Genomic DNA, 24,060 nt, shown 5'->3' with positions numbered 1-24,060 from the left:
TCCTCTATATGTACCTAATAAGTGTCCTTCTCATTTCCTGAAGTTCGCTTCTAAAATCCGACATCATCAGATCCATGCTCCTGCACACGTCCTCGACACATCTGTTTTCAAACAGGATCATCTCGATGATCCTGAGCTGTCTGTCCGTCAGATGTGACAATCCTTCTCGAAGGAACTCATCGCTCACCTTTCCGGTCCATCTCCGGCTTCCCTTTGTAAGAAAAGCCTTTTTTACATCAGACGCAGCTAAAAGGTTATCGATCATCCTTCCATAATCTTCATAAGCCTGATCGTACTCATTGTTCATCATTCTCCTCACTTTCCGTGAACACACAGATTTTCTCTGATATCCCGTGCAGAACTCCATGTAGAACGGTGCACCGGCAGAGACCCTGACGGCAGCACCGTTTACTATCATTTCTGGATCCTGCATTTGTCCACGACACCCCGGGATCATCGGGAAACATTCAGGCGACGGTCAGCGAACACCGTCTCACGGGGATCTGCCCCCTCTGTGGTTTTCACAGAGCCGCCCTCATTGCCTGCGGCGGCCGTGGCCGCTCGGACTGTGACTGGACGGGAGTATCATTATCCCTGCCGGAGGTCATTGCATCTGCAGGTTGCTGTCCTGCATTTCAGACGAAGACATTTCCGCTCGCCCCTGCGGGGGTCCTGGCGCATCGTATCCATGCTCGCACCGGTCAGTAAGGTACCCGAATGAATGTGTATCCACTTTCATACTCAAGAGGGAATTTCTCCTCTCATATAAGGTCCACGAAAAGTCCGAAAACTGAACATTTCCTACAAATTATTCTTTAAATTTTTCAAAGTCCTTTTTTTCAGGCTCCATACAGCACGCTCTGTGAGGCCTCGTTTTTTCGCATATTCTTCCACAGAAACGCCTCCGATGATATGCTCCGTGAGAAGTTCTTTCTGCCTGTTTGTCAGTTTCGATGCGGCATCCTTCAGCCTTCTGTCTCCGTGACAGAATGTCCTGCCACCACATCTGATGAGGCACTCTGCTCCTTCCTCCAGTGCCCGCTCATCGATCTGCCAGCTGCTCTTGTCATCATTACAGTCCAGCCTGCTGTGTCTCCTTGTTTCCGTATGATCATTGCATCTTTCCTGCCGTTCGAGTTCCAGGATCACTTCTCCGATCTCCTGATCCGCTTCGATCTCCACGATATCTCCATTGATGAATCTATATGTGATTTTCATTCTGTAACCTCCGAATTCTGAATGTAGTGATATGACTTCTTCAAAATCCGCTGGTCACGGTCCTCTGATCCTCTTCATGAAAAAGCTCCTTACCGGTGCTGGCTCACATCAGTGATCCGGTAAAGAGCTGAAAAAGAGTACAAAAAAAGCCCGGCAAAACATCATCCTGTTAAAGGATCACTAATGTTCTGCCAGGCTCCTGATGACGATTCTCAAATCCAGTCTCTGCAAACTCCCGAATACCATCCGGTGTCTCTGACGGCGACTCCCGAATATGACACTCCCGTGGTATCCTCATCTTATTCGATTTTCATTCTGATACATGCTCGTCTGTTTCCACAGCTGCATCAGCCTTACGTTCATGCGCTGTACGTTGCAGTGATCTCCCTGAGCTGAAGGGATCCTGTCTGCAGCTTCACTTCGTATTTTCTCTTGCATTTCCTGCAGCATACTTCTGCACCGTCTGCTGTCCTTGCCTTGAAAAGCTCTGTGCCGCATTTCGGACACATCGCATAGGATTTTTCATCTTTTCTATCCAATTTCTTCCCTCCTCTGAACGGAATATCTCTGTACTGTCCGTATTACATCAGGTCATGTATGACCTTGACCGCCACGCCCTGTATCCGGCAGTCCGTCACGAAGATATCCTTCATCCGCGGGTTCTCCGGGTGGAGTCTTATCCTGTCACCTTCATGGAAAAAACGTTTCAATGTGGCTTCATCATCCACCAGTGCCACGACGATCTGCCCGTCCTCTGCAGTATTCTGTTCCCGGATCACCACCAGGTCCCCATCATCGATCCCGGCTTCTGTCATGGAACATCCGCTCGCTCGCAGGATGTAGAAGTTCCCCTGTCCGAACAGTGACTCCGGCAGGTTCACATATCCCTCGACATGCTGTTCCGCCAGATTCGGGATCCCGCATGCAATCCGCCCTATGACCGCTGCCCGTATCGTCCCGCGTTGTGATTTATCGATCTTCTCATTTCGGATCGTCTTTCCGTCGTAGCATATCATCCCGCGTTCATTCATCTCCATCAGATACCGGTAGACCGTCGTGCTGCCGATCCCCACGCCATCCGCTATCACCCGGAGCGACGGCGATGAATTGTAATCAAGATGATACGCCTCCACAAAGTCCACGATCCTCTTCATTATATCCGGATCCTTTGACCTCATGCTGCCTCCTTTCTATCCGGAACATTTTGTTCCTGTATTTGTATTATAAACATATGTTCTTTTTTATGCAACAGGGAAATGACTGCAAAATAAAAAGAGGCGTTTTTCGCCTCTTTAGTACCAATCAAGTTTTCAAACCACAGGTTAAATGAAAAAGTAAACCTATGCTGAAACCCCTTTCCTCATCTCAATCTCCAACACACAAATCCATCATCTGTACCACAGCTTCACAAACCTGAGTGAAGCTGATATGTGCGGCATATTCAAAATCTTTCTGATAAATCTGCCATTGCTTTATCATCACGTCGCTGTTTCTTACAACATCAATTATGTTCTTATAATCTTTTAAAAGCTTTTTAGAACCACGCTTTTCAGATGTCGCATCCAGTGCCGCTTTCAAAGCTCCGATTTCAATATTTTTATACTGCAGTTTATCAAGAATATAAATATCATAGTAATCTCTCGGTCTTGTATTCTGATCACCTCTTGAAACAACAGTTTCCAGCTTTTCTGCCATAACTGTTTCCAGGTTATATGCAAGAACAGAAATTTCTCTGTCTTCCAGTAACAGTTTAAAACGGTATTCTATCTCCCTTGGCGTGATTTTATCGCCTGTGGTGATATCGAGTTTCAAAGGCACAGCCATTGGTGGATAATTCGCTGACAACGAAACACGATACCCTGTGTATTCATCGCCCTCACGGATCTCACCGATTTTCTTAAGTTCAAAAGTCACATCATCATGCAGATCGATTTCACAGATATCCAAAAACATCTTCTGAATACTCTCTTCATTAACAGGCCAGCCTTTAATCGTTGCATCCATATCCATAGTGGCACGGGTATCTAAACCTACCATTGCGGCAATCAGGAAACCACCTTTTAATATGAAGTTCTGACGATATTTTGAAATGGAGATTCTTTCCAGCAGACGCTCCAGCATATAGTTTTGCATCACAAGTTGTGCCGAGATGTGTTTATCTTTCGATATATTCTTAATGACAGCTTTAAGCTGCATTGCATTTTTCATAGCAGCACCTCCAGATAAACTCTTACTTTTTCTTCAATATGAAATTTCTTCGCATACTCTGACAAAAGCGGGATGTTCTTATCTTTTCTAGCTACATACCGTTTGAACGCCTCTGTAATAATACCCGTATCTGTTCCCCCTCTTTTACGCAAAATATCACATAAGGTTCGCTCCATATTATATGCTGCTATTTTATTCCCACCCGGAGATTCAGTTTGAGTTTTTCCCTCGAGATACCACTCCCGCTTCACTCTGGAGCAGTTTACTCCTGCGGTCCTTGCATTAGTTAAATTATAATTATTTGGAAATGTCATATCATACTTATTCGGTGTTCGATCTGTCAAATCCCATAAAAAAAGTGCTGTCTCATTGGAAAAAATACCTTTTTTAAATCTCGCCTGCAGATTGACAAATTCATCTTCCCATATTTCTGGCAAAATATATACTCCTCTTGCAGTTTTTTCCAGCCTGCTATCATCAACAAGCTTTTTTAAGTTCCCGCGTAATATTCCATTTTCAGAAAGAACCGCTGTTGTAATAATGCCATTGTTTTCTTTTGCCAGCTCTATTATTTTATCCGAAACATTCATCCTACCACCTTCTTTAAATAGAAAATTGACTTTTATGCCCTTTATTATAATATTTAAGAGCATAAAAGTCAATCGCGTTTGTATGAATACAGCTGAATTGTATTAAACACTATACTATTCTTCCCTATCTTCTTTATCTTTTTCAGACAATGCAGGATGCTGCATATAAAATATTTCTTTCTGCCTTTCTATCTCTGCTTTCACCTGCTCCTTTATCGGCAGATATCCGGCACGCGTAAAATCACCCTAAAATGTGTCCAATTCAGATTGTGAACGCATGTGTTCACAATCTGCTCATCTAAATATGAGCATCGATCGTCCAGGACTCAACCCCGAAACTCAAAACTCCCGCAAAACACTTTCCGCTTTCCTTATGTATTCTTCCCTCGCCTTTTCCGGAGACAGTAGCTGGATCTCACCTGCGAACTTGAACAGCCAGCTATAGAAGTTCGGGCTGAGAGCCACTTCGGGATATGCGTAGAACGTCGTTTCGGTCGCGATCTCCGTCTCCACGGTCTCCCCGAACCGGTCGATCACGTATTTCATAAGCTCATTCCTGCACTCCAGCTTGACTCTTACCGTATCTCCATCGTACATCTCAAAGATCTGGCGGGAATACCGGTCAAGATCGAAGCCCGCAGGCTTCTTTGCAGCATTTTCCTCAGAAAGCCCGATATGGCAGATACGGTCCGCACGGAAAGACGAAATATTATCGTGCTTCTCCGAATGCCCCACGACATAGTAGAAATCCTCATTCCAGAAAAGCGCATACGGACTCAACGTATAGATCTCGCCGTCATTTCGGAGGATCTTCTTTTTATCCGGAGCATATTCCGTGTACTGAAAAGTGATCTGTTTCTTCCGGATGATCGCTTCATTGACCGTATCGACAATGTAAAGCAGGCTCTCATTCTTAGACTTGATACGGTTCGTCGCGTATATATTACGCTGCAGTTCCTTCTTTCCGCTGGTACTGGAAAGTGCCATGATCTTCCTGCAAAGGTCTTTGCTCTTTTTCAGCGTGATGAATCTGGAAGAGGACACCGCATCGATCAGCAGTTTCAGCTCCGCCTGTTCAAAGCTTCTGGCCCCCCAGAAGTACCTGTTGGGTTTGCTCTGCACGGTTATGATATCCATGCCGCACTCCACCATCAGGTCGATGTCGCCTTTTAACGTCTTCCTGTTAGTGACGATCCCCTGCTCCTGCAGGTAGTCCAGTATTTCAAATGTATTGAGCGGGTGCTGCTCGTCCGTGGTCTCGTACAGGAGTTTCTGAACAAGGAGCAACCTCCGCTTCATCGTGTTCGGTTCTGATTTCATGATTATTTCTTCTCCTGCTGCAGGTAGAACATTTTTATTTCAGTCACACTCCTGATTTTCTTATCTAGCTCTCCTTACACGTAAGTCTAAAGTTTTCAAATCCGATCTATTCCCATTATCAGGCTCATGCTCTTCCATTCTGGTAATGTAACCAATTTCCTGTAAATGTTCTGCTAACACCTTGTTCTTTTGAGTTGCCGGCAAAGTCACTGTGTGAAGCCGTGTTCTATCTGCAAGTTCTTTAAATTTACCACCGAGTTCGCCAAAGAACCTCGCGAGCTGATCAGAGTCTAATGCTTTACAATTATCCAATAACAGCTCACTGCGGTTTTCCGGATCAACAGAATTCCATGCAGCTTCAAAAATACTCACTGTTATCATGAAATCCCAATCATGCATTCCAAGGGCGACTTTTTCGGTCATATAGTGTTCAGCATATTCTTCAAACAAAGTTTTCTTGAACTGCTGAGAAAACCGCGTGTTCAACAACAAGCGTTCCAGGAGATCAGCAGACATGGAAATATTTTCTCTCTGTTCCATATAATCTTCCTGATTATTAAGAATAAACTCAACCGCCATCTCCAGAGAACGCTCTGCAATCGCCAGGTAGTATTCTGTCGTGAATTCGAAATAGCCGCAGTCGATCATAATCATTAATGTTGATTCTTCAATCAGAGACAGATCAATATCAAAAGCATCCGTTCTGAGAACAGGAATAAGTTTTTCTTTAACCTCGATTTCAGAATCTGATAAAATGAAAGCTTTAATAAATTCATCATTAATCCCCGATACATCCCCTGTCCTCAATTTCTCGACGTGTATCGATATGTATTGGCTTAATTCTGCGCTGAGTTCATACACATTCCAATATGCTATAACATTTTCCCAGTTTACAGATAGTTTATCTTCTTCTAAAAGTGTATTCCATGCGCTTCGCCAGGTCTCGCTATCATCTCGAACCAGACTTCCGGCACAATCTTGAATGCTATCCAGGCAGAAATTTTCTTTTATAATCAGTTTTCTTTGTATGTCTCCGTGATCATTCAGACGAGTAATCAGATCTACGATATCTTTTTTATCATCAGAAAAATCCCCCTCCTGTATAAGAATATTATTTCTAACATAATCGACAATATTCTCATGAATATATTCCAGCATAGGGAGATATCCCAATGTAACAATAGTCGAATAAGGCTTTACTTCTAACCTTTTAACCAGTTCATTGCATTTATATGCTACTATGATTTTTATCATTGTTTTATTTAAATTGTAATAATTGCCATCAAATACGGGATCCAGTACTTCATGCGAAACTCCATCTGTTGATAGCTTATTGAATTTTACATCCGTACACTTTATAATTGATATGACTTTGGAGGCATCATAAATTCGCAGTTTCTGAAGAATATCTTCGTGTTCCTCAAAAAACCATGATACCGAAGCATTCACATTCTGTGCCTCAAAATCCGCCGAAACATCCATCATTTTCTGCAAATAAAAAATCTGCCGATCATAAGTTAAAGTTTCATTTGTCACAATATATAGCCACATTGAATTCCAGATTGCCGTCAGCATTTGAATAAAAAGTTCCGGATATTTTGTTCTATCTACAAACTCATCAATAAATTTCCAGCTAGTTTCACTTTCATCAGACAACTGTTGTATTAATATGTTCAGTTTTTCTGAAGCTCCTGCAGTCAGCAGACTCTCTGTCAAATCAAAATTATAGACTGCTTTTTCTTCAAATTCATATTCCTGCAGCCTGTCAATAACATTTGGCGTCCTTGTAAGCTTATAGTCAAAATCCAATGGCGATTGATTCTTCACAGACAAAATGAAATTCATATCATCTGTAGTGATACTGGTACCTTTAAAATAGTTAATATAGTTCGCATAGGTTTCATCAATATATCCCCTTCTCAACAGGAGCACAAGCAGTTTATTCTTATACACCTCTTCTGATAAGACCTCTTCTGCAGAATATAATTCTAAAATTCTTTTCAGTGTCATCCCTGACAAATCATGCTGCCGCTGTCTGAATTCCTGTATTTCATTCTTGATATTCTCTTTTCCTTCATTTTCAAGAGTTTTTATGACCTGCCAACGCTCTATATATGAATCCAGATCATCGGTATTAATATACTTTTGCTTTCCTGACATACCAGGATCTGAAAATCTGATCTGAGTACAATTCTTTTTAAGAAGTTCTGTCATATCAAAATCATCACTCATAACAGAAGTCGCCTGAATTTCGCCCCGGCCGGATGTTATAAAAGCTTGAAATAAATAGGGTTCACCCATAAATGTCGCAACCATAGCATACTTTAACTCACGGATGGACTTGATCACATCTTCCTGAGCATTATGTATAAGTTCAGCCTGATTGTCAATTTTTCTCTGAAGTGTATTCTTTTCCTTTAATATAAAATTCTGCTTATCATGGAATGCATCTTTTATTATTCCATTTTCATTCTGAATTGCTGAAAATATATCTGGATAAAGGTTCTTAAAAATAATCATGGCTAACATCTGTTCATCAGATAGCATCAGATCCTGAAAAACAGATAAAGTTCTTTTATAAATCGCAAATTCGTTATAAATATTTATAAGAATGCGCATATCAGAAATATACGGTGCTACATCGAGAATAAAACTCTGTGAAACGTCATGATTTATGCCATTGCTTTTCGATGCATGAATCATCTTGAGCAGTTCTTCTCCTGAATTGGTTGAATTGATAAAGGGAATCACCGGAATAATAAAATCAAAGAATTTTGTTCTGTCATCTTTTGAAAAAATATCATCCTTCACCGCATATACAAAGACTATCGGCTTTTTCTTTATTGCATCATCATTATTTAAAAGATTATTTAATTCCCTAAGATGCACAAATATCTTGGAATCAGACAGGCGATCCAGATCTTCAAAGAAAACGATCCTGTATTTAGTTACTTCAAAGAAATACATAATTTCATCAAGGTTTTTATTAAAAATCGATTCGGTTTCGTCCTTTCCAGTTTGAATAACAGTATCTGCGGGCATTTTTATTTCTTTGACCCGTATTTTTGAAAAAATTGAAAAATATACATATGTACATACTATTGAAAGGATGATACACATTACAACTATAACCGCTATATAAACCAAAACAGGTTGCGGTTGAGTTAAAACATTTCTTATATGCTCCACACTTTTTTCAACCATATCAGGAAATAAAATTGCACATACAAAGCATAATAAAACAACCCCCGATAAACTGCGTAGAAAAACTGAACACCGACTAACCTTATGGAGTTTTCTATAACGGCTTTGCGGGATTTTTTCAGGTTTAACCTTATAAAAAAGCTGTTTTAAAATTCCTGGTTCTATTTCATCCAATCCGATATCTATTCTCTCATTACTATTTCCATCCAAAAATGTCGCCATAGAAATCTTTAATGCGTTTTTTCTGATAGACTTATCCTTGCCACACGTTTTCTCATTTTCCGAAAGAAAGGTCTCAATAATGCTGCTCTTACCGGAGCCATAAGGACCTGTCAAGGCGATATTTTTTATTTTTTTGTTTTTTAATGCCCAGTTCAGTGCCTTAATATATTCACCACAATTCTCAAGATTATCACTTGGTGTTAAATCCCTGTATTCAGAAAAGGTCATGTCTTTTCACCTCCCGGCTATGTTCTTTCAGACATAATGCTATCGGTTGACATACATTCTGTTCTTCATATTATATTGTTATTTATTTTTTCTGCTAACCCCTGCATCGTTTCTTCAAACTGCTTCTTCTTCAGTTCACATTCCCATAATGTGATTACATTCCACCCCATTGCTTCCATCTCCTCTTTATGCTTTATGTCATTGGCTACGTTCCTGTCAAACTTTTTCTGCCAGAACTCAGTTCTTGTTTTGGGTGTTGTTGCATATCTGCAGCCTTCATGTCTATGCCAGAAGCAGCCGTTGATAAAAATAACCGTTCTGTACTTCGGAAGAACAACATCCGGAGTTCCCGGATATCGTCTGTCGTTCTTTCTGAATCTGAACCCGTTCGCAAACAGCCAGCTCCTTACCTTCACTTCTATTTTTGTATCTTTTCCTTTTATCCGGCTCATATTCCAGCTTCTATGTTCCGGAGTGATTCTGTCTGCCATATTCTAAACCCGTCCTGTATTCTCTTACTTTATCTTCAATTAGCTTTGCCAGTCTCAGAATACGATCCTCATTATGAGAACTGTTTTTCATAAGAGTCTTGACATCTACAAGGATTCCGGCCACCTGCTCATATGGTCTGCTTCCATCCGTAATTTTCCAGTCACTCACAGCACTTCCGATGTAATACAGTTCATCATCTGACGCAAAGCGATCATTCGAAGAACTGAACGGCATAAGAAATGCATTATATACATGCGGGCTGTTTCCATTTTCGTCCCGGAACTTTTCGTTCTCAGCAAGGTACTCCCCATAAGTAATCTGTTTGTTGATAGAGGTGGACTCCGGCAGATGTCCCGGATTTCCTGTCCATCCATATTTATAATACTTTGCATCAAGAACGTAGATCCTGCTTCTGTCTCCGTTCACGAGCATGATTGTATCCGGTTCAAGACAGGCATTGTCATGCAATTGTCCTCCGAGCAACCATCTTGTTTTCGGGAAATAGTTTTCTTTGTCCCTGATTCCGTAGACTTTGTCTATCATTGATTCCCAGACATACTCAAACCGATAGGTGCCATATCTGTAGTCTCCAGCCGGATCATCATCACCCAGAAAATCTATAACGGCAAGCATGTTGATGAACAGCTGCCTGTTTCTGTCGTTGAAGGTTTCGGATATTTTCTTCCGCACTGTCCCATGAAACAGTCTTCTGTTAAATCTGATGTTCGGACGGGGCGGTACTGCAGATGTAAAAAGCCAGCCCATCTTATCGAAACTTTCATATACACAGAATTCATGAATAAGAGTTATCAGCTCATTTTCATTGATATTTTTCTTCTTGGTAATAAAATCAAGGTAATATATTTCATCATCCTGAAGATACGCACGCTGTGTTTTAACAGTTCTTCCCCAGTTTATTTTTCCGTTTCGTGAAACCTCATATGATACTTCCCGTTCTCTGTAATATCCTCTTGCATAATAATCCGAAATTATATACAGATATGCCTGTACCGGCATCTCCACCGAATTATAAGCAGGATTATAGTTGATTTCTGAGTCTTTCCGTTCAGTATTTTTTGAAAGTACATTCATAAGAAGAAGGATATCTTTCCTGAGTCCCTTATCATCTTCAGACAATCTGAATCCTAGCGGAAAATTCACCGATACATCTCCATCTACAGCTTTAACCCCTACGAATGTATCCGTATCAATATTTGTATTTATGCTGCACTTGTCTCGCAATGATACATGTGCCATATATTATCACTCTCCGTCATTTATTTCCGCCTCAAATATTTCGGATTCATCTCTCGCTTCTTCCGGACCGGATGCAGACATATCCATCATTTTTCTATATACTTCCGCTCTCATGACTCCCTTTATCGGATCCCTGTCGTTCTTTATTTCAGCATCATAACTGTGAACAAGATCACCGACTGATTTTATTTCAGGCCTGAATATTTTTTCCCTTTCAAGTTTAAATGCATCATCCCACAGATATTTGAGTGCTTTTTCAGGGAATTTATCTGATGTCAGTTCAGCTCTTGTTACAAAATATGCCCCCAGCTGTTTGTCTTCAGCGCTTGAAAGTTCCACATTGCACTCCAGAATTTCTGCATTGACCGCACTGGCAAATCCTCCCCATGTAACATCACTGTACTCTATCTTCTCATTGGCATGTTCCGCTTCAGCAATATTATTCTCAATATACTTCATATTCCATCTTCTCTGGAATGCAGTATCGAGGGTAAAAACGTTCTGGTCGGATGTATTCATTGTTGCAAGGATCGACAGATTGGACGGTATCCTGATTTCTGCATTCTCATCACCATATACCTCTCTTGCGATATCAAAATTCGTGATATGATATTTTCCGTTTCCATCATCATTCCTGTCAAGCAGCTGAAAAACATCTCCAAAAACAGCAGGGGCATTGCCTCTGTTAATTTCCTCAATAACAAGATAGTGCATATTACCTCTATTTTGTATTGCTGCTTTTAATGCCTTGGTAAATGGTCCCGGAACAAATCCGTATGACAGCTTTTCGATCCCGTTCTCATCTTTCTTTAACTGAGGCATTATCTGTCCGACAAAGTCAGAATAGGTGTAATCAGGATGAAAAACAATCCGCTCATACTCTGCGCTGCTTATTTCCTGATCGATTGCATAACTTTTACCTGCGCCAGGGACGCCATAATATAAAATATTCACTCCACCTTTTATCGTTATTGTACTAATACTGTCATTATCATATTTTTCTTCCCGTTCAATTTCTTCTGTAACCGACGCTATTATCTCACTGTTCGATTCTCCATAATTTAACGAAACAGGGAGTAGCTTTCTAACCGCACCTTTTGCCCTATCTAATATATCCTCACCGAATACAGTTCTCAAATTATTTTCCAGGTCAGGATATTTGTCTATTATTGCACGTATAATTGCAACCGCTTTCACTACATCCAGTGAACTTATAGCCTGTGACGGATCACGGGATAATTCCGGTCCAATATATGCTACATCATATGCGTCCAGATAAGGAATAAAATCTTCTCTTTTAAACGGCTTATCAAAGATACAATCCACAAGTATATCTATTTTAAAATATTTTGCCTTTCCATTATATCCAAAATCATATGGCTCTTTTATAATGTGTGCTATACCTATAAAGCCAGGGTCCCAATCAACTTCCGCTTTTCCGGTATCCCCACCAAGCGTGAAAAACACAATTTGTCCGGTCGTCAGTTCCTCTTTTAATGTGTAGATTCCATCAACTGTAACTTGAGATTCGCCTGCCAGTATTCTATGTACAGTTTCTGGAAATCCACATTTCATAGAGACATATTTTACTTCTTCATCTGAAAATTCCTTTAATATTTTCCGGACCGCAAGTTCCAATGCTTCATCATCGCACGCTTTATATGCATCATAGATATTCTGATATCCATATTGCCTTTCATCCAGAAACTTTTCATCTATTGCATCCTCTCTATTATCGGCATCAAAGCACCTGTAAAATGCTTCCTGATCCTTTCTATAACTACTTATCTTTCGGTTAAATCTTTTTTCAAGTACTTGCCAATCTTTAAAGCAATTCCTGATTCTCGAATCTGACTTTGGTAATTTTGCATAAAACAGGCACACCAAGCCTTGTTTTTCAATATTATTTAATGATGTAATATCTATAGTTTCCATTTTACTTATCCTCTGAAATGTTACATTCTACAAACTGATATGTTTCCCCTGCAAAAGTTTTTAATATGGCGTCAAAAATAATTTCCGCACCATCAACCGGAACTGCCATACCTATCTGTTTCCTGACACTTTCTTTACTGCCCAGGAACTCATAATCATCCGGAAATGTCTGTAAACGTGCACGTTCTCTATTTGTTAACGCTCTCGGTTCTTCATAATGATAAATATGCGTACCACCTCCCCCTGATCCGGTGACTGTGTATGCAGGTTTATCCGGATCCAGACGCCTGTAAATCTGACTCAGTCGTGCTTTCTTTACATTCAATTGTAACTCTTCAGGTAAATCAGCAGTCCATGCATTTTCACCAGGCTTAATATGCTTCAGCCTTTCTACTACCGCAACTGACTGTCGTGTTAATTCATTGTTATATGCATTACTTCGTATCTCAGGTATTTCTAAGGCTGTTTTACATGAATTATCAACATTTTCGTAAGGCTTGGTACTAGGCACTTTATACTCATAAGGTAAATCTTTACGAATCCCTACGATTATGATTCGATGCCTTGCCTGCGGTATACCATATTCTTCAAACTTATATAGATGCGGATAAATCTTATAACCAGCTTTCTTTAAATCATCTAATATGACCCTCAACGCACTTCCTTTATTTGCACTTGCAAGTCCTCCGACATTTTCAGCAAGAAACCACTGAGGTTTATATATTTTAAGCGCTTCGACTCCATAAGTATACAAAGGCCCAAAATTCCCTTCAAACCCTTTCTGCTCGCCTACAATTGAAAAATCATTACATGGAAATCCGAAAGCAAGGGCATCTATCGCACCTAATGACGATAGATTCAGTTTTCTCACATCTCCACAAATCACCTTTTCAGGTGTGTTCGGACAAATATTATGAATATAGGTATTACATGTATCTCTATCATAATCATTTGCCCACGCATGTTCTATTTTCATCGTTTCAGATTTTTTACTTGCTTTATCAGCTCCACATGCAATACCTCCTGGTCCACAAAAAAGTTCGCCTAATCTAAATACTGTCATTTTTTATACCTTTTTCCCATCATTAAAATTAAAACTATACTCAAACTCCACACCAACCACTTCAGCTATTTCTTCAAGATCATGAATGGTGAAACTTTCACGTTTCAGTTTTCCGCTAAATGATTGTGGCGATGTATTTAAACGACGTGCAATTTCAGCAATGCTAATATTCTTCATAGCTGCTAAGACTCTTATTTTTTCTGACACACACATTTTTGTTACCTCCACCTACATTATAAACATTTTCATTTAGCATTTCAATATTTTCATTTAGCATTCTTTTCATCTGGCCCTATACTTTTGAATTTATTTATAAAAATATCATGACTCAATTGTTCCTTAAATGCAACACATTTCGTAAAAAGGGAGGGGTGAGGCCCTCCCCTTTTTTTGTATTCCTGTCATACGCCACTCTACATTCGCATCCCTACGGCACGCTCAGCCATCCTTTCTCCGGATTCACATAGTTCCCGTTCAGCATCACTCCGAGGTGCAGATGCGGACCGGTGGAGTTTCCGGTGCTCCCCACGTTTCCGATATACTGTCCACGAACTACTTTCTGACCGGACTTCACCTTTATTTCGCTCAAATGACCATACACCGTCTGCAATCCACCGCCGTGATTGATTATGATGCAGTTACCTAATCCGCCGTTCCATCCTGCAGTGGTCACTGTCCCGGATTCGCAGGAATACACCTTTGTTCCTGTCGGGAAAGCTATGTCGAGTCCTCTGTGATTTGTCGAGCCTATACCTCCCGGAGAGCTTCTCGGTCCGAAGTGAGATGAGATGTTTCCTTTTGTCATTCCCTGTATCGGTAGCCCCAGCTTCCCCGGACCTGTGGTGATCACATCGTAGGAATAGTTCCCATATGGATAATATCTCAGAACATGCTGAACATACTCCGGATCTCCATAGGAACTTACGCCATGTTTCTTTGCCTGATCCTTTGAGAATTCGATAGCTCCTGCATGGCTGTATCCTCCATATTTACTTATTGCCCACGGGATATATCCTGAGCCGAAGTTATAGCCTTGAAGTGCCAGTTTTATCCTGTCCATATCCACCGGACTCTTTGCCTTTGCAGCAGACAGATTATCACTGAGGTAGTGGACACCGCAGCTGATGGAGTATTCCGGGTCTTTTATGGTGTTCGGCTCTTTCGGATATCTCGTGTTATATCCGCATTCGGATGCCTGCATTGGATCAAGACCTTTTCCGCCCGATTCCTGCATCATTACCGCCTTGACAAGTTCTACATATTGAGGGATGCCGTATTCTTTACAGTACTTTTCTATCACCGGGGTGTAGGCCTCCACTTCAGGGCTCACCGGGATATAGCTGTCCGAGCTTTCATCACCGAAGAAGTAGAACGCCGCTCCGAACAGGATACAGCAGACCACCACGACGACTGCTGCTGTGCCTCCTGCAGCGATGGCTGAGACCAGAGCCTTCACACTCTCTGCCAGAAGACGTGCAGCTCTCGCTGCCGCCTTTGCAGTTCTTACCGCTGCCGTTCCGCTTTTCCGGATGATCTTCCCGCTCTTGCGGTATGCGTCCATCATTGCCTTCCTGCTCCGTTCCGCTGCCTTTGCCTTCTCCTTTGCACGGATCCTGACTCCCGCTTCTGCAGCCGCTCCTGATTTCATCTTGCTGTTTTCTCCCCTCCGGAGCCCGGCCTGTCCAAAGGTCCCGTTTTTATATGTTTTCCCTCTCTGCTTTATGAACCTGTCTTTCAGAGCCCTTCTCACCGCTCTTGCCGATGCGGATCCTGTATCGGTGATGCCTTTTTCTGTTGCATATCTTCCTCTCTGCATGCCTTCCTGGAGCCGCTGCGTTGCGTATTCAGAGCCGCTTTCTTCACTGCTCTGTTCCCCTGTTCTTCCTGCCCGCCTGATCTCAGAGGCGGCATCTCGGATCCTCTGCGATGCCACGATGGAATGATCCACCTTCTTTATGCTCGTCCTGTCGACTTTACGCGTCTTGATATCTGCCATCCGATCACTCCTTTCTGTCGTTTCTGTGTCTGTTTTCCCGAAAACGAGAAATGTTTTATTGCTGTTTTTCACGAAAATAAGAAATGTTTGCATGTATCCGGGATGCTTAACGCATCCCGCCCGCCTCAGTGATAGATCTTCTCGTTGACTTTCGTGGACATGAGCCGGTAAAGCTCCGTGTTTTTCGGGAACCTGTTCTCGAAAGGCACCAGTGCGCTTCCCACCTTGATCAGACCGCATCCGGGATTTACATCTTTGATAAAATCCATCTGCTCACTGGAGATATTGATAAGCTTCGCAAGTTCCAGCCTGTCTGTCGGTGCCTGATTCAGCATGATCAGAAACTCCGAGTTGGCAAGCATGGTCCTTGCAGTGTGGGACTGCAGCAGATCCTCCACGTTCTGCGTGATGCCGGTGCAGTATGCCCCGTACTTTCTCACACGCTTCCAGAGCGTGAACAGGAAGTTCGCCGAATACTCATGCTGAAAGAGCAGGTAGATCTCATCGATGAAGATGAAAGTCTTCCTGCCCTTCGCCCTGTTTTTCGTGATGCGGTTCAGGATGCTGTCCAGCACCACCAGCATGCCGATGGGCATCAGCTGCTTTCCCAGATCCAGGATGTCGTAGCATATGAGACGGTTGTTTGTGTCCACATTGGTGTGCTTTGCAAAGGTGTTGAGAGAACCTTCCGTGAAAAGCTCTATCGCAAGTGCTATCTCCTTCGCCTCCGGCTCATCCTGTGACAGGAGCTCCCGATGGAAATCCTGCAGTGTCGGCGGGATCCCTTCGTATCCTCTGCTCTGGTACTGCCTGTATATCCCTGCTGTACACCGGTCAATGATGGACTTCTGCTTCGCACCCAGGTTCTGCCCTCCGATCAGCTGCTCGCACAACGACAGTACAAACTCCGACTTCAGGATCACCGGGTTTGCTCCGTCCCCGTATTCCCGGTTCATATCCATCGCGTTGATGTGGTTTGGACTGGTGGCGGAGATATGGATCACTTCACCTCCCATGGCACGGACAAGAGCACTGTACTCCCGCTCCGGATCCAGAAGGATCACATCGCAGTCGCCTGCCAGCATCAGGTTCACGATCTCGTTTTTCCCTGCAAAGGACTTCCCCGATCCCGATACGCCGACGATGAAGGAGTTCCCGTTCATCAGCTGCTCCCTGTCCGCCACGATCATATTCTTTGAGATCGCATTCTGCCCGTAATAGATGCCGTGTCTGTGTGCGATCTCCTGCACCCGGAAGGGCATCAGCACCGCAAGGCTCTCTGTGGTCAATGTCCTGGTCACGTCTATCTTTCTTACACCGATGGGGAGTGCCGTGTTCAGCCCGTCCATCTGCTGCCATTTCAGCACCGCGAGCTGACACATCCTCTCCCTTGCTGCGGTCCTGATGGCTTCCGTATCCTCATCGAGCTGCTTCTTCGTATCCGCCATATGGACGATCGTCACCAGAGCGAACATCATTTTCTGATCTCTCGTGGTCAGATCCTCAAGGAACTCCTTTGTCTCATTTCTCTGAAGCTCCATGTCATACGGGAGCATCGCAGTGAAGTTGTTGTTGGCGTTCTGTCTTCTCTGCCAGTTTGCAGCATTCGTCTCTACTCCCAGCATCCTGTTTTCCACTTCTCTTACCGCCTCGTCTGTAGGGATGGGGATGATATCGATACTCAGCATCAGATCCCTGGATATCTCCGTGAGCTTCGTCAGGATATCGTCTTTGAGAAATGCCGCATAGTCCTTCAGGAACATGACTCTTCCATACTTTTCACCCAGCATGAAATAGTCATCTGCCACCTCGATATAGTCCGGTGAGATATAGTCCTTGAAACAGTGTCCCTTCTTTGCAGAATCCTCCATGCTGAAACTGAAGGATGACTCCTCCCCGATACGGTAAAAGCCGAACAGGATCTTCAGCCGCTCTTCTGCATCAAGCTCCGTAAGACCTGATCCCAGTCTGCTGAAATGCATCTGCAGCTCCGCGCCTACACGGTTGAAATAACTTCTGGCATCCTCGATACTGTTTCGGAATACCGATATGGTCAGATACTTGTCCTGCACGATGGATGTCGTGGAAAGTGCCTTTGACAGGAGCATCATGTTGTATTCCTTCCGGTACTCATCCAGCCTGTCATCTCTTGCCGGGAGCAGGATGTCCCTTGTGATCTCTCTTCTGTCCATCCGCCTGTTGTTGATGGTGATCTTCGATATCGCTCCGCTGTCAAGAGAGTTCAGGATCTCGCTGTATTTCAGGAACATGGAGTCCTTGTCGCTTCCGGATGCCACCGCATAATTGATATCATCGAACCGGTAGGATCTGCTGTACTTTCCAGGTGCCACCTCGAAGATCCCGTCTGGGTAGATCGTCCTGATGGGGATGAGATCCTGCACAGAGCGCGGGATCCTGAGTCTGTCCTTTTCCTGTCTGTTGATAGATCTCAGTGTCTTTAACATTTTCTTCTGCCTCTCTTTCTTCTTTCTGCTTCTTTTTTCGCTTCACGTGCCTCTGCTTTTTTCTGCTTTTTCTCCCTTCTTCTGATCCTTCGGAGCTCTTTCTTCGAAAAGCTCCCCTGGCGCAGCCCGATGCTTTCCTCCATCGCTTTGAAATACAAAGACTCCGGCCTGCTGAGATACCCTGACGGGAACAGGAACCTGCTTTTCACATAGGCAGCGATGAACTTCTCTGCAGGCATCCCGTTATATCTCAGGAACCCCACTGCTGCAAAAGGCACGACGCCCAGGACGCAGAGCCACGTCGTGATCTCAAGTCCCAGGACGTCACGGCAGAGGAAATAGATCCCCACTGCTGCACCGCACCCCAGGACAGAAAAAAAGAACTGACGAAGTGTCAGTCCGAAAAACATGTTCTCTGAATACTCCCGTATCTCCTTGTTGATCCTGACTTCCATTACCTGCTGCTCCTTTCATCCGTGAGTCTTTCCATAGCTGCCGGTTCCATCAGCCTGTTCTTTTCACGATCGAAAAGGAACACTCTGTCGCTCAGTACATCCCTTGGCTCCACTATCGTCCTGTTCACGTCTCTTACAAGAGCCTGCAGCTCCCTGATCCCGGGAGCATTCCTCTCAGGCGTGATGATGACCTCGTGCCTGCTGGACGGCAGGACGTAATAACTGCTCCCCAGGATCTCGCCGATCCTCGTCTGCACATCCGGATAGAACAGTGCTCCCGCTCCATTGATACTGCTCTCGTTGGTCAGGACATACATCATCCCGTCCGCAGCCTTTCCAAAATCCTCTGTGAGCGGATCGATCCCGCCCTCTGCACAGGATCCGCCCATGAATACGTCGGTCATCTCCGTCAGGACCGGTCTGTATCGCTGCTGCGTGTTCGCATCTGCTTTATCCAGAAGACGCTCCACGTCATACCCGAAATCTTCCGCCATCCTCTTTGTCACCGCAAAGCACAGATTGCCGCTCCCGTCTTCCTCCAGCATCACATAGGCCACCTTGACGAACCCGTTTGCAGCCGGTCTGTAGACAAGATCCTTCAGTCGTTCTCTGTTCCTCTCCGCCTCTGCGACCTGGAACACCAGCTTCTTCTCGACATCCTGATATTCCAGAGAGATATCTGCTGTCTGCGGTGCTTTCTGCAAAGCTCCCCTCAGTGCTTCCGCCACTGCCTCTGCGATCTGCTGCAGCGACCTTCCGTTCTCGTATTCTCTCAGGCAATCCTCCAGATACAGGGTCGGAGCCGCCTCCTGTCCCGGTCTGCGAAGGCTGATCCCGTGAAGTTTCTGGTCATTGTTCTTCACCACTTCACCTGTTTCGACCTGCAGGTCTTCCTGTACTTTACGGATCTCTTTTTTGACCGCTTCTGTGATCTCTTCAAAGAATTTTTCCTTATCCATTTCTCTCCTCCTATATTCCCATCATTTCATGGACCAGACGGTCCGCCATTTTCACAGTCCCCACAAGGACCAGCATATTGAACACCATCTCACCGATATATGCCCATACCATGGACACCACGGTGGCATCCGCATCGATCTCAGGCGGCGAGGAAGCGAACTTCGAGAATATGATGCAGGCAAGCATGATAATCGCTCCTTCCAGGCACACTCCTGCATAGCTCTTGAGAAAGCTTTTCCCGATCTGCTCCGTCGGCTGCCCTGCAAAGGTCGCAAGCGGGATCGGTGCGATCGCCGTGTACAGGTAGATCTTGAAGAACCTTCCGTATACCGTCAGGATCATGATGAACGAGAGGATGGTTATCACCAGGCTCCCGATCAGCGTCACCGCCCACAGCGGGATGCTCTCAAAGAATCCGCAGTCCTCGATGGCCTCTATCATTTTCTTCGGGAGCACCGCCTTGTCAGAACTGAACACTCCTGCCGATCTCATGATCGTCTCGATCACTCCCTGCACGATGCTGAAGATGGCGAGCATCAGTTCCAGCCCGTAGGTCACGACACCTTTCGCGATGGCGAACCTTATGAAGAGCTTCACCGCATGCTCCGGCTTCTTCAGCTCCGCCACCGTACCGCACGTCTTAACGACACCCACAAGAAAAAAGAGCACCAGCAGTGCGATCGCGATCGCCTGCAGTGCTCCGTGTATGTTCAGTATGACCTTCCAGATCTCCCCGCCTTTGAATTTCTCCGGTGACTGCGTCAGCAGCGTCCAGATCTCCGCCAGCTTCTCGTTCCATGTGCCCAGGGTGTTCTCCAGATTCTGTACGACCCAGTTGTCCGACAATGCTCCCTCCTCCTTCCTTCCGCTACGATATTCATCCGATTTCCTCCTTTCCGGGTAAAATAAAAGACCGGAAGTGCGATCCTTCCGGCCATGTAATACAGCTCCGTATCATATGTTTCTTCTATTTCATACAGTTCATGATGACGGTTATCATCATTTCCATTTCCTCCGGTTTTGACTCTGCGATCATGATGGTAAGTGCCACCAGAGTATGATCGTCTATTGTCTTATTCCCATCTACAAACAGTGCTCCGTTTCTATCAAGAAAATACAGGAATATCGTCGCAGCGATCCTCTTGTTTCCATCATGAAAACTGTGATTCTTTGTTATGAAGTATAATAAATGAGCCGCCTTTTCTTCCAGCGTCGGATAGAGATCCTCACCTCCGAAAGACTGATATATATTCCCGATACTGCCTTTGAATGAATCATCTTTCTCCTTGCCGAAAATGTCAGATTCATTCCCGAACCTCATGCTGGATATGATTTCTTTACATTCTTCGTATGTCAATATATAAGCAGCCTCATTACCTTTCGGTCTTTCCATATTCTGATGATCATATGCATCCAGAAGATCAAGGGCTGTGCTGTACTTTTCTATTACCGAAAGCACCTGTCCGCTGTCCAGAGCATCCTGTGTGCGTTTCATGACCTGTATCACCTCACCCAACTGTGTGATACGATTATTATTTACTGCATATCCTCGCAGTATGTACTGCTTCAATACATTGTTTGCCCATCTTCGAAACTCCACACCTCGTCTGGATTTCACCCGATACCCGACTGAAATGATCATATCCAGGTTATAGTATTCCACCATATGAGTTTGCGTTTTTCCATCAACAGCTCCATGTTTAGTGGTTGTCGCAAATTTTGCGACAACCACTTCATCATCCAGTTCTTCTTTCAATGCATTATTTATATGTTTGCCTATCGTTTTGACATCTCTGCCGAACAGGTCGGCCATCTGGTTTCTGTTCAACCACACAGTTTCCTGTTCAAGCGGAACCGACAGTTTTATTTCCTTGTCTTTCGTTTCAAATAAAACCAGTTCATTTATCTTTTCCATGCACATTTTCTCCTATACGAGATTCATCTATATTGACATTATACGTTCCCGTTGGAGTTCGGGCAATAAAAAAAGCAATCCTCAATTCGAACTGTCGCAAATTTTGCGACAACCACTGTTTACCGGATCTGCCATTTTACTGATCCTCGCCATGTACCGGCAGCTCTCACTGCCGTATCCTGTTGCTTCAGGACTCTACCCTGTGATCAGCGCCAGGATCTCTTTCGTGAACGTGATGATGATGCCGCCTGCCAGGGTCAGAAACCCGTTGGCTCTCTGTGACGGGTCATGGCTCTTGAGCGACAGTCCCACCTGCACGATACCGAACCCCAGCAGGATCAGTCCGATCGCACGGATCAGGCTGAAAATAAAGGTGGAAAGATTGTTCACCACCGCCAGCGGATCGTTCGCTGCAAAGCAGGTCTCTGTGGATACCGTCATGACCAGTACCGCTGCAGCGTATCCTGCGAAGATGATCCTGCCTCGCCTGTCAAGGCTTCTATGCCTGCTGCTGTCTGTTTTCTTTCTGTCCATTCTCCTTTTCCTCCTTCTCTATCTCCTTCAGGATGTCCGCCTCTGACAGGAGCTCATATCCCGTCTCCTCCGGTGCAGATCCGTCGGTGTCCTTTTCTTTTATGTCATCCCTGCCGGTATCTCTGTATTCTTCAATAAAAATATCTGCAATGTCCCATTCCACCTTCCCGTGAAGATACGGTTCTGCTCCTCCGTCTTCCGTGAAGCAGACATTCGGATGCTTCAGGATGTCGTACTTCAGATCCTTTACAGCCCGTTCTCCTCTGATGAACAGGATCGCGCAGCGGTTATCGAGCATCCTGACTTCAGCCGCATCCAGCAGCTCTCTCCCGCTGAGCTGATACCCTGTGGAATAGCTCCCGTTCCTTCCGTATGACCGGTTGTAGTTGTTGGTATCGATCGTCTCCTTTCCCAAAAGCTCCGAGACATATTTATGTGTGCTCTGCTCATTTCCTCCCAGATACAGGAACACATCACAGTTGCCTGCGATGCTTTCCCACTGCTTCTCAAAGAGTGCCTTAAGCTGCGCCATGTTCTGCAGGATGATGGACACAGAAACTTCTCTGGATCTCATCACTGCAAGGATCTTGTCGAAATCGTCCGGGAGCGACACGTTTGCGAACTCGTCCATGCAGAAATGCACATGGACCGGCAGCCTTCCTCCATACCTGTGATCCGCCACATAGAACAGCTGCTGGAAAAGCTGCGTGTACAGGATTGACACCAGAAAGTTGAAGCTGGTGTCATTGTCCGGTATCAGTGCGAAGAGTGCAGTCTTCCTCTCCCCCATCCTTTCGAGCTCCAGCTCGTCCGTCATGGTGAGCGACCTCAGCTCTTCCAGATTGAACTTCTCGAGTCTCGATGCCAGCGTGATCTGGATCGACTTCAGGGTCTTTGCTGACCCCGAATGATAATCCTTATAATATTTCACAGCGATGTGATCAGGATCCTTCTGCTCCAGTCTTGCAAAGAGTCTGTCAAGGGGCGTATATTCCCCGCCGTCCTCATCGGTGATCGCACCTGCCCGGAGCATCTCCATGACCATCGGGAAATTCTGTTCCTCCTCCGGCGCCTCATATCTCAGATAGAAGATCAGTGCCAGCAGGAGCATCTGCGCAGCGGTGTCCCAGAACGGATCACTGCTGGTCGCACCTTTCGGCGTGGTGGACTTGAAAAGGTTCGTCACCAGCCTCTGGACATCATTGTCGTCCCTGAGGTAGATAAATGGATTGTAGCAGTGGCTCTTTCTCATGTTGATGAGATCGAGCACCCTGATCTCATATCCTTTTGCCTTCAGCAGGTTCCCGGTCGCCCTGAGGTTCTCTCCCTTCGGATCCAGTACCACAAGAGAGGTGTTTGCCTGCATCAGGTTCGGTTTGCAGTAGAAGCGGGTCTTCCCGGAACCGGAGCCTCCACACACCAGTACGTTGAGGTTTCTCCTGTGCTTCCTGCCGTCCAGCCCGATCCGCACGTTCTGTGTCAGGATCTTGTTTTCCGTGTCCGGCACAGCACGATACTTCCGGTCCAGCTTCGTGGCATCGCCCCATACAGCCGAACCCATCTCTTCTCCTCTCCTGTAATTCCTTCCGGAAGAAATCGCGATCCCGATTCCTATCATATAGGCACATAAAAAAAGGAAGACCGTCTTCATACTGTCTTCGCATATGGTGATCGCAAAGGGGCTGCAGAGAGCATCCGGAAGTCCGGATACGATCTCCGTGAGCCCTCCGCTGAGGAACGGTGCTGTGAGAAGTGCCAGCCACACTGCAGGGATGATGCCGGATGCTGCCGCGATGATCTTCTCTCTACCTTTCACAACCGTCACCCATGACCCTTGTTTTTTTCTTCGGGGCATTGCACAGATCCACGATCACGTCTCCGATCCATCCGGTATCCATCCCCTCCTTACGCTTCTCCTCGCGGAGCATGAGGAGCGCGTTGATGATCAGTCCCTGCGTGTCCTCATCAACAGTCATTATATATTTTTCCTTCGCCATG

At 44.8% G+C, this 24,060-nt stretch carries 22 protein-coding genes; all 22 read right to left on the bottom strand.

Annotation, left to right across the window (positions count from 1 at the left end):
- Positions 1–4: 4 nt before the first annotated feature.
- A complete protein-coding gene (locus tag OCV59_RS07065) occupies positions 5–418 on the bottom strand; it encodes a hypothetical protein (RefSeq protein ID WP_147593790.1) in 414 nt (137 codons plus the stop codon).
- 383 nt (positions 419–801) lie between these two features.
- The gene (locus OCV59_RS07060; protein WP_147593789.1) at positions 802–1,218 is read right to left on the bottom strand and encodes a sigma factor-like helix-turn-helix DNA-binding protein; all 417 of its coding nucleotides are present in this window, start codon (positions 1,216–1,218) and stop codon (positions 802–804) included.
- Positions 1,219–1,577: 359 nt separating this feature from the next.
- Positions 1,578–1,757: a hypothetical protein gene (locus OCV59_RS07055; RefSeq protein ID WP_147593788.1), complete on the bottom strand. Its 180-nt coding sequence runs from the start codon at positions 1,755–1,757 to the stop codon at positions 1,578–1,580.
- Positions 1,758–1,799: 42 nt separating this feature from the next.
- The gene (gene lexA / locus OCV59_RS07050; RefSeq protein ID WP_147593787.1) at positions 1,800–2,396 is read right to left on the bottom strand and encodes a transcriptional repressor LexA; all 597 of its coding nucleotides are present in this window, start codon (positions 2,394–2,396) and stop codon (positions 1,800–1,802) included.
- Between the two features lie 187 nt (positions 2,397–2,583).
- Positions 2,584–3,426: a nucleotidyl transferase AbiEii/AbiGii toxin family protein gene (locus OCV59_RS07045; protein WP_262584194.1), complete on the bottom strand. Its 843-nt coding sequence runs from the start codon at positions 3,424–3,426 to the stop codon at positions 2,584–2,586.
- Complete coding sequence (locus OCV59_RS07040) at positions 3,423–4,016, bottom strand: type IV toxin-antitoxin system AbiEi family antitoxin domain-containing protein (RefSeq protein WP_147593786.1); 594 nt, start codon at positions 4,014–4,016, stop codon at positions 3,423–3,425. Before OCV59_RS07040 ends, OCV59_RS07045 begins: the two co-directional genes overlap by 4 nt.
- Before the next feature lie 339 nt (positions 4,017–4,355).
- Positions 4,356–5,336, bottom strand: a complete 981-nt coding sequence (locus OCV59_RS07035; RefSeq protein ID WP_147593785.1) for a helix-turn-helix transcriptional regulator — start codon at positions 5,334–5,336, stop codon at positions 4,356–4,358.
- Between the two features lie 60 nt (positions 5,337–5,396).
- Positions 5,397–8,990 (bottom strand): YobI family P-loop NTPase, encoded by a 3,594-nt coding sequence (locus tag OCV59_RS07030; protein ID WP_147593784.1) that lies wholly within the window; start codon positions 8,988–8,990, stop codon positions 5,397–5,399.
- 65 nt (positions 8,991–9,055) lie between these two features.
- The gene (locus OCV59_RS07025; protein WP_147593783.1) at positions 9,056–9,481 is read right to left on the bottom strand and encodes a very short patch repair endonuclease; all 426 of its coding nucleotides are present in this window, start codon (positions 9,479–9,481) and stop codon (positions 9,056–9,058) included.
- The gene (locus OCV59_RS07020) at positions 9,453–10,739 is read right to left on the bottom strand and encodes an LlaJI family restriction endonuclease (RefSeq protein ID WP_147593782.1); all 1,287 of its coding nucleotides are present in this window, start codon (positions 10,737–10,739) and stop codon (positions 9,453–9,455) included. Before OCV59_RS07020 ends, OCV59_RS07025 begins: the two co-directional genes overlap by 29 nt.
- Before the next feature lie 6 nt (positions 10,740–10,745).
- Positions 10,746–12,674, bottom strand: coding sequence for an AAA family ATPase (locus tag OCV59_RS07015; protein WP_147593781.1), 1,929 nt, complete (start codon positions 12,672–12,674; stop codon positions 10,746–10,748).
- 1 nt (position 12,675) lies between these two features.
- Complete coding sequence (locus OCV59_RS07010; protein WP_147593780.1) at positions 12,676–13,737, bottom strand: DNA cytosine methyltransferase; 1,062 nt, start codon at positions 13,735–13,737, stop codon at positions 12,676–12,678.
- Between the two features lie 3 nt (positions 13,738–13,740).
- Positions 13,741–13,950 (bottom strand): helix-turn-helix domain-containing protein, encoded by a 210-nt coding sequence (locus OCV59_RS07005; protein ID WP_147593779.1) that lies wholly within the window; start codon positions 13,948–13,950, stop codon positions 13,741–13,743.
- A 214-nt stretch (positions 13,951–14,164) separates the two neighbouring features.
- Positions 14,165–15,733: a lysozyme family protein gene (locus OCV59_RS07000; RefSeq protein ID WP_147593778.1), complete on the bottom strand. Its 1,569-nt coding sequence runs from the start codon at positions 15,731–15,733 to the stop codon at positions 14,165–14,167.
- Positions 15,734–15,858: 125 nt separating this feature from the next.
- Positions 15,859–18,198 (bottom strand): VirB4-like conjugal transfer ATPase, CD1110 family, encoded by a 2,340-nt coding sequence (locus OCV59_RS06995; protein ID WP_147593777.1) that lies wholly within the window; start codon positions 18,196–18,198, stop codon positions 15,859–15,861.
- Entirely contained in the window at positions 18,192–18,653 is a 462-nt protein-coding gene (locus OCV59_RS06990; RefSeq protein ID WP_147593776.1) for a PrgI family protein, read from the bottom strand. The genes OCV59_RS06995 and OCV59_RS06990 overlap by 7 nt, the downstream gene beginning before the upstream one ends.
- Complete coding sequence (locus OCV59_RS06985) at positions 18,653–19,612, bottom strand: DUF5688 family protein (RefSeq protein WP_147593775.1); 960 nt, start codon at positions 19,610–19,612, stop codon at positions 18,653–18,655. Before OCV59_RS06985 ends, OCV59_RS06990 begins: the two co-directional genes overlap by 1 nt.
- A gap of 10 nt (positions 19,613–19,622) precedes the next feature.
- Entirely contained in the window at positions 19,623–20,459 is an 837-nt protein-coding gene (locus OCV59_RS06980) for a hypothetical protein (RefSeq protein ID WP_147593774.1), read from the bottom strand.
- A gap of 121 nt (positions 20,460–20,580) precedes the next feature.
- Entirely contained in the window at positions 20,581–21,528 is a 948-nt protein-coding gene (gene rhuM / locus OCV59_RS06975; RefSeq protein ID WP_147593773.1) for a virulence protein RhuM/Fic/DOC family protein, read from the bottom strand.
- Between the two features lie 195 nt (positions 21,529–21,723).
- A complete protein-coding gene (locus tag OCV59_RS06970) occupies positions 21,724–21,969 on the bottom strand; it encodes a glutamyl-tRNA amidotransferase (protein WP_449495051.1) in 246 nt (81 codons plus the stop codon).
- Positions 21,970–22,027: 58 nt separating this feature from the next.
- Positions 22,028–23,878: a VirD4-like conjugal transfer protein, CD1115 family gene (locus OCV59_RS06965; protein WP_262584192.1), complete on the bottom strand. Its 1,851-nt coding sequence runs from the start codon at positions 23,876–23,878 to the stop codon at positions 22,028–22,030.
- Positions 23,868–24,059 (bottom strand): hypothetical protein, encoded by a 192-nt coding sequence (locus tag OCV59_RS06960; protein ID WP_147593770.1) that lies wholly within the window; start codon positions 24,057–24,059, stop codon positions 23,868–23,870. The genes OCV59_RS06965 and OCV59_RS06960 overlap by 11 nt, the downstream gene beginning before the upstream one ends.
- Position 24,060 lies beyond the last annotated feature (1 nt).

Origin of the sequence: Brotomerdimonas butyrica (assembly GCF_025567305.1) — a bacterium.
Taxonomy (GTDB): Bacteria; Bacillota; Clostridia; order Peptostreptococcales; family Anaerovoracaceae; genus Lentihominibacter; species Lentihominibacter butyricus.
This window is presented reverse-complemented; position numbering and strand designations above follow the sequence as displayed.